The organism is Acidovorax sp. FW305-C-20-28 (genome assembly GCF_058783375.1).
Window position 1 is genome coordinate 63,502 of sequence record NZ_JBYSYM010000008.1, and the last position, 13,098, is coordinate 76,599.

The following is a 13,098-nucleotide window of genomic DNA, read 5'->3' on the forward strand; positions in this document are numbered from 1 at the left end:
CGTCCTCGTGTTCAATTCACCATGCGGGTGTGGCCGGTCCAGTAATTCGCCTGGATGGCCTTGCGCATCACCTTGCCGTTGGGGTTCTTGGGCAGCGAGGGCACGAACTCGATGTGCCGCGGCCGCTTGAAGCCGCCCAGCAGCGGGGCGCAGAAGCGGGCGATGGCCTCGGCATCCGCATGGCGGCCGGGTTTGAGCACCACGTGCGCGGCCACGGCCTCGCCCCATTTGTCGTCAGGAATCGCGAACACGCAGGCATCGGCCACCGCCTCGTGCTGGTAGAGCACGGCCTCCACCTCCGAGGGGTAGACATTGAAGCCGCCGCTGATCACCATGTCCTTCTTGCGGTCGACGATGTAGACATAGCCCTCGTCGTCGGCGCGCGCCAGGTCGCCAGTGTGGTAGCGACCGTCCTTGAGCACCTCGGCCGTGAGCTCGGGCGCGCGCCAGTAGCCCGCGAAGACATCGGGCCCGCTGACCACGATCTCGCCGATTTCGCCCGGGGCCACGGCCTGGCCCTCGTCGTCCACGATCTCCACCAGCGATTCCAGGAAGGGCCGGCCGCATGAGGCCAGGCGCTCGGGCAGGGCGGCGCGGGCGAACAGGTGGTCTTCCACCGACAGGCCGCACACGCCCGAGGTGGTCTCACCCGCCCCGTAGCCCTGCGACAGCACCGGGCCGAACACGTCCATGGCGCGCAGGATGCGCGCGGGTGCCATGGGCGCAGCGCCATACCCCAGGCGCAGCAGGTCGGGCAGGGGGCGGTACTGGCCCTCCAGCTCGGCCAGCAGCATGTTGATCATGGTGGGCACCATGAAGGTGTGGGTCACGCGCTCGGTACGCATCTCGGTGATGAAGCGGCCCGGCTCGAAGCCCGAGAACAGCCGGATCGTGACGCCGCTGCACAGCGCCGGCACCAGTTGCATGCCCGAGGCATGGGTGACCGGCCCCACCAGACCGAGCAGGTGGCCGCTGCGCATGCCGTCCGAGCGCATGAGGAACTTGCGCAGTTGTGCCAGCCGGTTGCCGAAGGTCTGCATGGCCGCCTTGAGCACACCCGACGAGCCCGAGGTGTAGTGCAGCACGGCCACTTCATCGGCCGTGACGCGCTCGGCTGTGAAGGCATCGCTGGCGGCCGCCAGCGCGACCTCGTACGAGGTGTCGGCCGGGCCATCGAGCAGCAGCAAGCGCGGCATGGGGCCTGCGATGTGCGCGCGGAAGGACTCTGCGCGCTCGGCGGTGGTCACGATCACCGCGGCATCGCTGTTGGCGGTGATCGCGCCCACCTCGGCGGGCGACAGCCGGGCGTTGAACGGCGCTTTGACGAAGGCGCCCTTGTAGCAGGCCAGTTCGATCTCGACGATCTCGGTGCAGTTGGGCAGGTAGATGCCCACGCGGTCGCCGCGCGCCAGGCCCAGGCCACGCAGGGCGTTGGCCAGGCGGTTGGAGCGCCGCTCCAGCTCGGCATAGGTGAGGCTGCGCGTGGCGCTGGTGACGGCAAGCTGCCGGGCATGGGCCCGCGCGCTGCGCGAGACGAGTTCGCCGACGTTGGCGATGTTGGGGGCGGGCTGTGGCATAGGTCTCCTGGAATGCGCCGTGTCCGTGTCGGCATGGCTTGCCAGGCACTGTTCCAGAAGACCGCCTGCTACAGGAAATACCGTTTGCTGATGCCAGCCCATCAATAAAAATGATGGCCCCGGCCTGGGTGGGCCTCCCGGGGCGCTGGACGTCAGGCCGGCAGCTCGGCCTGCCAGGCGCCGCAACGCACCAGCCGCGTGGTTTCCTGCACCAGTGCATCGATGACCACCTGGGTCGGGGCATCGACCACCCGGTCCGCAGCGGTCGCCAGGGTGTAGGCGCGTGGCAGCAGCGGGCGCACGACGCGGGCCACGATCCAGTCCTGCCGGCCCGGGTGCGGGCTGTCGGCCAGCGAGCAGGCGGGCGTGAAGGTGAAGCCCGCCCCGCACTGGTAGAGCGAGCGGATCACGCGCGCCGAGTCGTGCTCGTGCACCACGTTCAGGGCCACGCCCAGGGCGCTGGCGGCCTCTTCCACGTTCTGGCGGATCGAGAAGCGGCGCGACTGCAGCACCAGCGGCAACTGCGCGGCCTGAGCGAAGTCGATCTCGGGGTGGCCGCCCGCGGCGCGTCCGCGCGGAGCAGGCCGCAGCAGCGGGGCCACGGTGCCATCGGCATCGTGCCCGCAGACAAAGATGGCCTCGCGTGCCAGCGGTGTGCAGCGCAGCCCGTCGATCTGGGGTGTGTCCACCAGAATGCCCACGTCGGCCCGGCGGTCGAGCATGGCCTTGCGCACCATCAGGCTCAGGTCGTCGAGCACGAACACGCGGATGCGCGGGTGGCTGCGCTTGAGTGCGGCCAGCACCGGCCCGAGCAGCAGCGAGGCGAGCAGAAAGGGCGCTGCCACCGTCACCGAGCCCTCGGGCCCCTGCGGCAGGCGCTGGATGCGCTCGCGCACGGCCTCGGCGTCCGAGAGCAGGCGACGCGCGTCCTCGTACAGCTGCATGCCGGCCGGCGTGGGCGTCACGCCCGCGTGCGAGCGGTCAAACAGCTGCGTGCCCAGCTCGGCCTCGAGCTTCTTGATCTGCGCGGTGAGTGCCGTCTGGGCCACGTACAGCGACCCGGCTGCGCGCGAGAGGCTGCCGGCTTCGAGCACGGCGATGAAGTAGCGAAGGGTGCGCAGGTCCATGGCGCGACTCTACCCGGTGGTCGGGTGGGGCGGGCCGGGGTATGCGCCCACCGAGTTTGCAAACACGGTTTTCTTCGTTGGCAGGCACAGACCGGCTCCCGATGATGGGCGCAGTCCCCCATTCCACCCCCCAGGAGCCCGCTATGCCCGTCCAGTTCATCGGCATGATCCAGCCGCACGAAGTCTCTGAAACCATCGCCCGCAAGGGGCCCGCCGTGGACTCTGCCTATGTGCGCGTGTTCGCCCAGGCGCACGAGCATGCGGGCTTCGACCGCATCCTGGTGCCGGCCAGTTCGTCGAGCCCGGACACGCTGCTCACCGTGGCCTATGCCGCCTCGGTCACCGAAAAGATCGGCTTTCTGCTGGCCCATCGCCCAGGTTTCGTCGCGCCCACGCTGGCCGCGCGCCAGCTGGCCACGCTGGACCACTACACCGGCGGCCGCCTGGCGGTGCACTACATCAGCGGCGGCTCCGACGAGGACCAGCAGCGCGATGGCGACTTCCTGGACCACGACCAGCGCTATGCCCGCACCGACGAGTACCTGGAGCTGCTGCGCCGGGTGTGGACGGTCGACAAGCCTTTCGACCACGAAGGCGCCCACTACCGCGCCAAGGGCGTGTGGTCCGAGGTCAAGCCGCTGCAGCAGCCCTATGTGCCCATTTATTTCGGCGGCGCCTCGGCGCCCGCGCTGCAGGTGGCCGGCAAGCACGCCGACGTGTATGCCCTGTGGGGCGAGTCGCTGGCCCAGGCCGGCGACCTGGTGCGCCGCGTGCGCGCCGAAGCCACGCTGCATGGGCGCGAAGTGGAGTTCAGCATCTCTTTCCGGCCCATCCTGGGCAAGACCGAGGAAGAGGCCTGGGCGCGTGCCGACCAAATCCTCGAAGACACGCGCCGTCTGCGCGTGCAGCAGGGCTATTCGCGCGGCATCGGCCCGCAGCAGAGCGAGGGGGCCCAGCGCTTGCTGGCCGACGCCGCCAAGGGCGACCGCGTGGACGAGCGCCTGTGGACAGCCATCGCGCGCGAGATCGGCGGGCGCTCCAACTCCACCTCGCTGGTCGGCACGCCCGAGCAGGTGGCCGATGCGCTGCTGAAATACTACGACCTGGGCATCAGCACCTTCCTGATCCGCGGCTTCGACCCGCTGGTCGATGTGATCGACTACGGCCGTGAGCTGCTGCCCCTGGTGCGCGCTAAGGTGGCCGAGCGCGACCGGCAGGCGGCCGGCCAGGTGGCGCTGAAAGTCGCCTGACCTCTTCGGACCCATGCCTCTGCGGCGCGCACTCCTTGCGGGGTGCGCGCCGCGGCGTTTGGCGATCAGGCGGGGGAGGGCGCTGCGCCTCGGGTGCCGATGGCGCCGGTGAAGCTGCGGTCCCACAGCGGCGCCACCTGGGCCGGGCCGTCGAGCACGCCCAGCTGCAAGAAGGTGTCGGCCACGGCCTGGTGGCCCTTGACCACGCTGTCGTCCACGGCGCGCAGGTCGTAGTTGGTGCTGCGGTTGTTCCACAGCTCGATCAGGTCGCCCACGGGCACGCGCGTCTCCTCGGACTGGGCGCGCGCGTAGGCCAGGTAGTTGCCGTTGGCCCACAGGTAGGCGCGGCGCAGGCGCTGCAGGTAGTCGCCGATGGCCACCTGCTTGAGCGGGTCCTGGATCGACTTGGGGTTGGCATAGATGGGGAAGTTGCCCGAGAGGTAGCCGTCGCCCGTTTTGAGCACGCGCGCCCCATAGCGCAGGCGTGCCAGCTGGCCGTTGTAGCCGTAGATGGCCCAGGCATCGAGGTCGCCGCGGTCAAAGGCCGAGAGGCCGTCGGCCGGCGTGAGGTTCACTGCGTTGATGTCGGCAAACGACAGCCCGGCCTCGGCCAGCTGCCGACTCAGGTAGTAGTGCGAGGTGGTCGCGCGCACATAGCCCACGCGCTTGCCCTTCAAATCCGCAATGCGCTGGATGGGCGCGTCCTTGCGCGCCAGCGTGACCTGGTTGTTCAGGTCCTCGCGCACCACGGCAATGAAGCGCACCTGCGCCTTCTGGCGCGCGGCGAACAGGGCGGGGATCTCGCTGCCCGAGCCCAGGTCGAGCGCGTCGCCGTTGATGGCCTCGATGTGCAGCACGCCGTTGTTGAGCTCGCGCCACTCGATGCGGTAGGGCGTCTGGCCTTGGCCGCTGGCCGCAATGAGGGGGCGCCACAGGCCCTTGTAGGTGCCTATGCGCAGGGTGACCTTGGACAGATCGGCGGTGCTGGCGGCCAGTGCCGGTGCGCCCAGCGTGGCCAGGGTGGCGGCGCCCAGGCCGGCGCGCAGCAGGCTGCGGCGGTGGTGGAATGGGGTGGATGGCATGAGGTGGTCCTTTCGTTGTGCGGGCAAAAGCCGCAAGCGTCGCCCAGCAGGCGCGCCGGCCCAACGACCATTGCGTAGCATCGATATGCGGAAATCTGCGCGGTACAGGGCGGGCCAGCGCCTCATGCCAAAACCGAATGTGCACACGCGCTTTTCTTCGTTGGCGGTGCCAGGGGCGGCCTTTAAGGTGGGCAGCACATTTCCCCCGATTCAAGGCCCCCCGATGTCTTCCCCTGCCACGCTGCTGCATGCGCCAAACCTCCCCGCCCGCAACCCCTCGCCCCAGCGCAAGGACTGGTTCGACCCGCCAGCAGCACGGCCCACGCTGGAGGCCGAGCGCCGCCACCGGCAGGAGAACCTGGCCGTGGCCTTTCGCCTGTTTGCCCAGCATGGCTTCGACCATGGCCTGGCAGGCCACATCACGGCGCGCGACCCGGAGTGGAGCGACCACTTCTGGGTCAATCCGCTGGGCCTGCATTTCTCGCAGATCAAGGTGTCGGACCTGCTGCTCGTCAACTCCCAAGGGGAGATCGTGGTCGGCAACGGCCCGCTGAACCGCGCGGCGTTTGCCATCCATGCGGCGCTGCACGAGACCCGGCCCGACATCGTGGCCGCCGCCCACACCCACTCGACCTACGGCAAGGCCTGGTCGGCACTGGGCCGCCGGCTCGACCCGCTGACGCAGGACTCGTGCATCTTCTACGAGGACCATGCGCTGTTCGACGATTTCACCGGTGTGGTGCTGGAGACCGACGAGGGCTTTCGCATCGGCCAGGCCCTGGGCAGCAAGAAGGCCGTGATCCTGCAGAACCATGGCATCCTGACGGCCGGCCCCTCGGTGGAGGCCGCCGCCTGGTGGTACATCGCGCTCGAGAACGCCTGCCACACCCAGCTGCTGGCCGAGGCCGCTGGCGTGCCCCGGCCCATCCGCCCCGAGGTGGCGCGCCACACGCATTCGCAGATCGGCGGGCCGGGCGGGGCGCATTTCACCTTCAAGAGCCTGTTCGACATCGTGGTGCGCGAGCACCCCGAGGTGCTGCAGTGAATGCCCCGCTCACGGCAGGCCAACTGGCCCGCACGCTGGCTGTGGAGTTCGGCGCACGCGCGGCTGCGCACGACCGCGAGGGCAGCTTTCCGCACCGCAACTTCACCGAGCTGCAGCAGGCCGGCCTGCTGTCGCTGGCCGGGGCGCGCCACCTGGGCGGGCAGGGGGCCTCTCTGGGGCAACTGGCCGAGGTGGTGGGCGCCGTGGGGCAGGGCTGCCCGGCCACGGCGCTGGTGCTGACCATGCAGTACATGCAGCAGCGCGCCATGGGCCGCGCCGGTTCGCCCTGGCCCGAGGCGCTGGCGCGCCAACTGGTGCAGGAGTCGGTGCACGAGGTCTCGCTGGCCAATGCGCTGCGTGTGGAGCCCGAGCTGGGCACGCCCGCACGCGGCGGCCTGCCCGCCACGGTGGCGCGGCGCGCGGGGGAGGGCTGGCGCATCAGTGGCCACAAGATCTATTCGACCGGTGCACCCATCCTGCGCTGGTATGTGGTCTGGGCTCGCACCGACGAGGAGGTGCCGCGCACCGGCGCCTTCCTGGTGCGGGCGGGCGCGCCCGGCATCCGCATCGAGCCCACCTGGGACCACCTGGGCCTGCGCGCCAGCGGCAGCCACGATGTGCATTTCGACGGCGTGCCCGTCCCTGCCCACCATGCGCTGGAACTGCGCCTGCCGCAGGACTGGGCGCGCGGTGACGCGCTGGCGCAGGCCGAGATGGTGGTCCTGCTGGGCAGCCTCTATACCGGCGTGGCGCGGGCCGCGCGTGAATGGCTGCTTGGCTTCCTGCGCACCCGCATCCCCACCAGCCTGGGCGCGCCGCTGGCCAGCCTGCCCCGCGTGCAGGAGGTGGTGGGCACCATCGAGGGGCTGCTGCTCACCAACGACCGGCTGCTGCGCAGCCTGGCGGCGGACATCGACGCGGTCGTTCCACTGGCTTCGGAAGCCAGCGGCCTGATCAAGTCCACGGTGACCCACAACGCCGTGCGCGCCGTGGAGTTGGCGCTGTCGCTCACCAGCAACCACGGCCTGGCGCGCAAAAATCCGCTGGAGCGCCACCTGCGCGACGTGCTGTGTGGCCGCATCCATACCCCGCAAGACGACAGCGTGCATGTGGCAGCCGGCAAGGCGGCCCTGGGGCAGGGGGCTGCCGCATGAGTGCCGTGCTTGCGCCCCGGCCCACGGTGATCCTGAACCAGACCGGCGAGGCGGCGGACCTGCTGCTGGCTTCGGCCACTCTGCCGGTCGAACTGGCTGCCGACCCCGTGGCACCGCCCTGGACGCGGGCCGGCGAGGTGGACGTGCTGTTCACCGGACCGCGCAATGGCTGGCGTGACGCTCCGGCCCAAGCTCCCGCGGGCTGGCCCGGCCGGCTGCAGTGGGTGCACCTGGCATCGGCCGGCATCGATTTCTTTCCTCCCTGGCTGCTCGACGTGCCGCTGGTGACCTGCTCGCGCGGCGTGGCCGCCGTTCCGATTGCCGAGTACGTGCTGACCGCCTTGCTGGCCCATGAGAAAACCTGGGACGCCCTGCAGGTGGATGGTGCCAGCCGCTGGCGTGATACCTTCCAGCGCGTGGACCGGCAGCCCTCAGGGTCCTTGCGCGGGCGCTCGCTGGGCATTGCCGGGTACGGCGCCATCGGGCGCGAGGTGGCGCGGCTGGCCCAGGCCTTCGGCATGCAGGTCACGGTGCTGCGGCGCGGTGGCGCGCCCGCCGATGGCGTGCAATCGGCCGCTTCCATCGAGGAACTGCTGGCCGCGTCGGACCACCTGGTGCTGGCCCTGCCCATCACGCCCGAGACGCACCACCTGCTCAACGCTGCCACCCTGGCCCATGCGCGGCCCGGCCTGCACCTGGTGAACATCGCGCGCGGCGCACTGGTCGACCAGCAGGCCTTGCTGCACGCCCTGGATGAGGGGCGCCTGTCAGGCGCCACGCTGGACGTGACCGACCCCGAACCGTTGCCCGAAGGTCACCGGCTGTACCGCCATCCGCGCGTGCGCCTCACGCCCCATGTGTCCTGGGCCGCGCAGGATGCTGGCGAGGCCACGGCGCGCAAGTTCGTCGCCAATCTCTCGCGCTTTCTTGCGGGCGAGCCGCTGGAGGATGTGGTGGACCGGGAGCGCGGCTACTGAGAAAAGCGCATATGCATGGGTGCAAGCCTTCGTTGGCCGTGCGCGCCCCGGGTGCTGCAATCGTGGCAGTTCCAACCGATTGACGCCCTATTGCGTCCACAGACCACCATGCTGCGCCGCCAATTCCACCATCTGCTCACCGCTTCCGTCGCCGCCAGTTCCTTTCTGTCGCCGGTGCTCACCCATGCCCAGTCACGGGTGCTGCTGCGCGCGGGTGACCAGAAGGGCGGCCTGCAGGCCCTGCTCGATGCGGCGGGGGAGCTCAAGAACCTGCCCTACGACATCAAGTGGAGCGAGTTCCCGGCCGCCGCACCGCTGGCCGAGGCGCTCAATGCCAACGCCGTGGACTTCGGCCCCATCGGCGATGCGCCGCTGCTGTTCACCCTGGCGGCCGGCAGCCGCGTCAAGGCCTTTGCCGTGAGCCGTTCCGACGCCTATGGCACGGCGGTGCTGGTGGCGCCCAACTCGCCGCTCAAGACGGCAGCCGACCTCAAGGGAAAGAGCATCGCCACCAACCGCGGCTCCATCGGCCACTTCGTCACGCTGAAGGCACTGGAGTCCGCGGGCCTCAAGGCCGATGACGTGCAACTGCGCTTCATCCCCCCGGCCGATGCAAAACTGGCCCTGACCCAGGGCTCGGTGGACGCCTGGGCCACCTGGGAACCCTATACCGCGCTGGCCGAGACCAGCGGCCATGCGCGCGTGCTGGTCAACGGACGCGGCCTGTGGACGGGCCTGAGCTACCTGGCCGCCACCGATGCCGCCCTGGCCGAGAAGGCCGCCGTGCTGCAGGACTTCAAGGAGCGCGTGGAGCGCGCGCAGGTCTGGTCGTACAAGAACGCCAAGCCCTTCGGCCAGTCGCTGGCGCGCATCATCGGCATCCCGGCCGATGCCGCACAACTGCAGTTCGAGCGCCGCGCCACGCGCTGGCAGGACATCGATGCCCAGGTGATCGCCGACCAGCAGCGCACGGCCGATTTCTACCTGGCGGCCGGCCTCATCAAGCAGCGGCTGGACGTGCGCGCCACGTTCGATACCCGGTTCAATACCGGCAAGGTCTGAAGGGCGGCCCCGCATGCCGGGGCATTTGGACCTCCGCCAGCAGCCTTGCGCGCTGCGCCGCACAATCGGCGCCTATGAATTCTTCTTCGACGATGCTGCGCCTGATCAGCGTGGCGGGCTTTGCCAGCATGGCCTCCATGCGCATTTGCGACCCCATGCTGGTCTCCCTGTCCCGCGAATTCCAGGTGACCACGGGCGACGCCTCGGCCGTGATCGCCGCCTTCGCCGTGGCCTATGGTGTGCTGCAGCTGTTCTATGGCCCGCTGGGCGACCGCTTTGGCAAGGTGCGCGTGATCATCAGCGCTACTTTTGCCTGTGCGGTGTTCAGCGCCGTCACGGCGCTGGCACCCACGCTGCCGATGCTGGTGGTTTCGCGCGCGTTCATTGGTGCTGCAGCGGCGGGCATCATTCCCTTGTCGATGGCCTGGATCGGTGACAGCGTGGCCTATGAGCAGCGCCAGGAAACACTGGCCCGGCTCATGGTGGCCACGGTATCGGGCATGATGGCCGGCCAGTGGTTCGGTGGCTTCGCCGTGGAGGTCCTGGGCTGGCGCCTGGCGTTTGCCGTGCTGTCCTTGTTGTTCCTTAGCGCTGCCACCATGCTGTTGCGCCAGGTGCGCCTTACAGCGGCGCGTGCGGTCGCATCCGGCGAAGGGATGGCAGAACCAGCGCCATTCTCGCTGCCGGCCTACCTGGCCACTACCAAGCGCCTGCTGCGCATGCCGCGTGTGCGCTGGGTGCTGGCCATCGTTGCGGTCGAAGGCGCCCTGGGCTTTGGCACCATGGCCTTCGTGCCGGCGCGCATGGTCGATGGCTTCGGCCTGTCCCCATCGGCGGCGGGCGGGGTGATGGTGCTGTATGGCGTGGGTGGGCTGGTCTACAGCCTGATGGCGCGCCGCTGGCTGGCCATGCTGGGTGAAAGGGGCCTGGCATTGTTGGGCGCCACGATGATCGGCGCGGGCCTGCTGCTCCTGGCCTGGGCGCCGTGGGTACCGCTGGCGGTGCTGGGCTGTTTCTCTGCCGGCCTGGGTTTCTACATGCTGCACAACACCTTGCAGGTGCAGGCCACGCAGATGGCGCCCGAGGCGCGCGGGACGGCAGTGACGCTGTTCGCCTGCCTGCTGTTCCTGGGGCAGTCGCTGGGGGTTCTGGCCGTTGCGGCCAGTGTGGACCGGGGCTGGATCGCGCAGGTTTTCTCCCTAGCCGCCGTGTGCGTGGTGGTGCTGGGTGTGCTGGTCTCGCGCAAGGTCAAGGGGCGGGTGCCGCAGGCGGCGACGGCCTGATTTCAACGCCTAAATAACCAAACTGTCTTATTACCCCATTTTTTGATAGTTGGTTTCTTTATGTTGCAATAGTACATTCCCTTATCCTTTTCATCCAGGGCCGGACCGGCGCCACAGGCGGGCGCACGGCGGCCTTTTTGCATTTCATGATCGACTTACGGGGTATCACCCAGATTTACCCGGGCCCACAAGGCCCGGTGGAGGCCCTCAAGGGCATCGACCTGCACATCCAGCCGGGCGAGGTCTTCGGCATCATCGGCAGGAGCGGCGCGGGCAAGAGCTCGCTGGTGCGCGTCATCAACCTGCTCAACCGGCCCACGCAGGGCGAGGTCATCGTCAATGGCCGCGACCTCACCAAGCTCAATGATGCGCAACTGCGCGAGGCACGGCGCGACATCGGCATGGTGTTCCAGCACTTCAACCTGCTGTCCTCGCGCACGGTGTTCGACAACGCCGCGCTGCCGCTGGAGCTGGCCGGCATGGACAAGGCGGCCATCCGCGAGCGCGTGAACCCGCTCCTGGAACTGGTGGGCCTGTCGGCCCTGGCCAACCGCTACCCCGCGCAGATCAGCGGCGGGCAAAAGCAGCGCGTGGGCATTGCGCGCGCGCTGGCCAGCCGCCCCAAGGTGCTGCTCTCCGACGAGGCCACCTCGGCGCTGGACCCCGAGACCACGCGCTCCATCCTCGACCTGCTGCGCCAGGTGAACCGGGAGCTGGGCCTCACGGTGGTGCTCATCACCCACCAGATGCAGGTCATCAAGCAGATCGCCGACCGCGTGGCCGTGATCGAGGCCGGCCGCATCGTGGAGCAGGGCCGCGTGCTCGACGTGTTCACGCGCCCCGAGCAGGCCATCACCAAGAGCCTGATCGACGAGATCCTGCCGCAGGAGCTGCCAGCCAGCGTGCTCGACCACGTGCGCAAGCTCACCGGCCAACTGGCCACCACGGCGCCCGGCAATGCCGGCCGCCTGCTGCGCCTGTCGTACTCGGGCGACAGCGCCTACCAGCCCATTTTGTCGCAGCTGATCCGCGAGTTCGGCGTGGACATGAGCATCCTGCACGGCCAGGTCGACGAAATCCAGGACGAGACCTTCGGCTCGCTGGCCGTGTACGCCAGCGGCGAACCCGCGCGCCTGCGTGGTGCCGTGGAGCACCTGCGCGCCGGCGGCGTCGCGGTGGAAGAAGTCACGATCGAGGCCTGAGGGGCGAGGAGAAAGAAACAATGTTCGACCATTTCACTCCGGCCATGCTGGAACTCTTTGCCTCGTCCCTCTGGGAGACGCTCATCATGGTGGGCATCTCGGGCATCGTCGGCGGCCTCATCGGCGTGCCGCTGGGCGTGTTCCTCCGCCTCACCGACCACGGTGGCGTGCTGCAGAACGGCCCCGTCAACAAGCTTGTGGGCTGGCTGGTGAATGCGGTGCGCTCCACCCCCTTCATCATCTTGCTGGTGGCCATCATCCCGTTCACGCGCTTCATCACGGGCTCATCCATCGGCACGGCGGCGGCGGTGGTGCCGTTGACCATTGCCGCGGCGCCTTTTGTGGCGCGGCTGGTGGAAGCTGCGTTGCGCGAGGTGGACCATGGGCTGGTCGAGGCCGCCCAGGCCATGGGGGCTACGACCAGCCAGATTGTCTGGAAGGTGCTGCTGCCTGAGGCCTTGCCGGGCATCGTTGCTGGCTTGACCATCACCTTTGTGAGCCTGACTGGTTACTCGGCCATGGCCGGGGCCATTGGCGGTGGTGGTTTGGGTGACTTGGGGATCCGGTATGGGTACCAGCGGTTCTTGCCTGAGATCATGTTGGCTGTTGTGCTGGTGTTGATCTTTTTTGTGCAGGCGGTGCAGAGTTTTGGAGATTGGGCTGTGCGTCGGCTGAGCCATCGCTGATCTGATTGATCTCGGTGGTGATGGTTGCTGCTTGCCATTGCCGCGTGCGGAGGCCGGGATGTGCGCCCGGCGGCGCAGTAACTTTCTCTTGGGCCGCCAAGAGAAAGTCACCAAAGAGAAGGCGGCCCCCAGTCTGCGTCCCTTCGCTTCGCTGTGGGCAACCTGCGATGCTCGGATCTGGGGTGGACGTCGATGAACTCGCGCCGTTCCCCCTGCGGGTGAACTCTGCTCAAACAGCATCGACGAGCCAGACGACGAAGTACATGTGTCCTGCGGCACATGCACCCACCCCAGCTCCTGCGCTTCTCGGCGCAGCCAGAAGGGGTGGGGAGCGGGGTCAAAGACGGCTGCTGCTTTCGCAGCTGCGCCTGGGGTCGGTTACGCCCTGCGCGCTGCCGACGAAACGGGCGCGGCGGCTCTGCCCAGGCCGAGCGAAGCAATGGCCCGTATTGGTATCCACCCCCCTTCTGACCGTGCCGAGAAGCGCAGAAGCTGGGGTGGCGCGTGTGCCGCAGGACACACGCGCTTCGTCATCTGACTCGCCGCAGATGTCTGAACGGAGTTCGCCCGCAGGGGGAACGCAGTGAGTTGCGAGGCGCACCCCAGCTTCGAGCATCGCAGGCTGCCCCCTCGCCATCGGCGAGGGGGACACG

11 protein-coding genes are annotated in these 13,098 nt (G+C 68.8%); 8 read left to right on the forward strand and 3 right to left on the reverse strand.

Features of this window, described 5'->3' with window-relative positions; translation table 11 throughout:
- Positions 1-11: 11 nt before the first annotated feature.
- Positions 12-1,577, reverse strand: a complete 1,566-nt coding sequence (locus AC3WOH_RS11610) for an AMP-binding protein (RefSeq protein WP_492229485.1) — start codon at positions 1,575-1,577, stop codon at positions 12-14.
- 152 nt (positions 1,578-1,729) lie between these two features.
- The gene (locus tag AC3WOH_RS11615; RefSeq protein WP_492229486.1) at positions 1,730-2,704 is read right to left on the reverse strand and encodes a LysR family transcriptional regulator; all 975 of its coding nucleotides are present in this window, start codon (positions 2,702-2,704) and stop codon (positions 1,730-1,732) included.
- 143 nt (positions 2,705-2,847) lie between these two features.
- Between AC3WOH_RS11615 and AC3WOH_RS11620 the strand changes: the two genes are divergently transcribed.
- On the forward strand, positions 2,848-3,954 hold the full coding sequence (locus tag AC3WOH_RS11620) for an LLM class flavin-dependent oxidoreductase (protein ID WP_492229487.1): 1,107 nt from the start codon (positions 2,848-2,850) through the stop codon (positions 3,952-3,954).
- A 65-nt stretch (positions 3,955-4,019) separates the two neighbouring features.
- Here AC3WOH_RS11620 and AC3WOH_RS11625 read toward each other — a convergent pair whose 3' ends face one another.
- Complete coding sequence (locus tag AC3WOH_RS11625) at positions 4,020-5,036, reverse strand: ABC transporter substrate-binding protein (protein ID WP_492229488.1); 1,017 nt, start codon at positions 5,034-5,036, stop codon at positions 4,020-4,022.
- A 223-nt stretch (positions 5,037-5,259) separates the two neighbouring features.
- Between AC3WOH_RS11625 and AC3WOH_RS11630 the strand changes: the two genes are divergently transcribed.
- The 7 genes from AC3WOH_RS11630 (at position 5,260) to AC3WOH_RS11660 (ending at position 12,445) form a co-directional block, all read left to right on the forward strand.
- On the forward strand, positions 5,260-6,081 hold the full coding sequence (locus AC3WOH_RS11630) for a class II aldolase/adducin family protein (RefSeq protein WP_492229489.1): 822 nt from the start codon (positions 5,260-5,262) through the stop codon (positions 6,079-6,081).
- Entirely contained in the window at positions 6,078-7,235 is a 1,158-nt protein-coding gene (locus AC3WOH_RS11635) for an acyl-CoA dehydrogenase family protein (protein ID WP_492229490.1), read from the forward strand. The genes AC3WOH_RS11630 and AC3WOH_RS11635 overlap by 4 nt, the downstream gene beginning before the upstream one ends.
- Positions 7,232-8,212 carry a D-isomer specific 2-hydroxyacid dehydrogenase family protein gene (locus AC3WOH_RS11640; protein ID WP_492229491.1) on the forward strand — a complete coding sequence of 327 codons (981 nt, stop codon included), beginning with the start codon at positions 7,232-7,234 and terminating at the stop codon, positions 8,210-8,212. Before AC3WOH_RS11635 ends, AC3WOH_RS11640 begins: the two co-directional genes overlap by 4 nt.
- Before the next feature lie 108 nt (positions 8,213-8,320).
- Positions 8,321-9,274 (forward strand): ABC transporter substrate-binding protein, encoded by a 954-nt coding sequence (locus AC3WOH_RS11645; protein WP_492229492.1) that lies wholly within the window; start codon positions 8,321-8,323, stop codon positions 9,272-9,274.
- Between the two features lie 74 nt (positions 9,275-9,348).
- Positions 9,349-10,557, forward strand: coding sequence for an MFS transporter (locus tag AC3WOH_RS11650; RefSeq protein ID WP_492229493.1), 1,209 nt, complete (start codon positions 9,349-9,351; stop codon positions 10,555-10,557).
- A 146-nt stretch (positions 10,558-10,703) separates the two neighbouring features.
- Complete coding sequence (locus tag AC3WOH_RS11655) at positions 10,704-11,759, forward strand: methionine ABC transporter ATP-binding protein (protein ID WP_492229494.1); 1,056 nt, start codon at positions 10,704-10,706, stop codon at positions 11,757-11,759.
- Between the two features lie 20 nt (positions 11,760-11,779).
- A complete protein-coding gene (locus tag AC3WOH_RS11660) occupies positions 11,780-12,445 on the forward strand; it encodes a methionine ABC transporter permease (protein WP_492229495.1) in 666 nt (221 codons plus the stop codon).
- The last annotated feature ends 653 nt before the right edge of the window (positions 12,446-13,098 follow it).

What these genes read in the sequence shown, in the direction of transcription:
- AC3WOH_RS11610 (WP_492229485.1), bottom strand. Translation starts at nt 1,577, where the DNA reads ATGCCACAGCCCGCCCCCAACATCGCCAACGTCGGCGAACTCGTCTCG.
- AC3WOH_RS11615 (WP_492229486.1), bottom strand. Translation starts at nt 2,704, where the DNA reads ATGGACCTGCGCACCCTTCGCTACTTCATCGCCGTGCTCGAAGCCGGC.
- AC3WOH_RS11620 (WP_492229487.1), top strand. Translation starts at nt 2,848, where the DNA reads ATGCCCGTCCAGTTCATCGGCATGATCCAGCCGCACGAAGTCTCTGAA.
- AC3WOH_RS11625 (WP_492229488.1), bottom strand. Translation starts at nt 5,036, where the DNA reads ATGCCATCCACCCCATTCCACCACCGCCGCAGCCTGCTGCGCGCCGGC.
- AC3WOH_RS11630 (WP_492229489.1), top strand. Translation starts at nt 5,260, where the DNA reads ATGTCTTCCCCTGCCACGCTGCTGCATGCGCCAAACCTCCCCGCCCGC.
- AC3WOH_RS11640 (WP_492229491.1), top strand. Translation starts at nt 7,232, where the DNA reads ATGAGTGCCGTGCTTGCGCCCCGGCCCACGGTGATCCTGAACCAGACC.
- AC3WOH_RS11645 (WP_492229492.1), top strand. Translation starts at nt 8,321, where the DNA reads ATGCTGCGCCGCCAATTCCACCATCTGCTCACCGCTTCCGTCGCCGCC.
- AC3WOH_RS11650 (WP_492229493.1), top strand. Translation starts at nt 9,349, where the DNA reads ATGAATTCTTCTTCGACGATGCTGCGCCTGATCAGCGTGGCGGGCTTT.
- AC3WOH_RS11655 (WP_492229494.1), top strand. Translation starts at nt 10,704, where the DNA reads ATGATCGACTTACGGGGTATCACCCAGATTTACCCGGGCCCACAAGGC.
- AC3WOH_RS11660 (WP_492229495.1), top strand. Translation starts at nt 11,780, where the DNA reads ATGTTCGACCATTTCACTCCGGCCATGCTGGAACTCTTTGCCTCGTCC.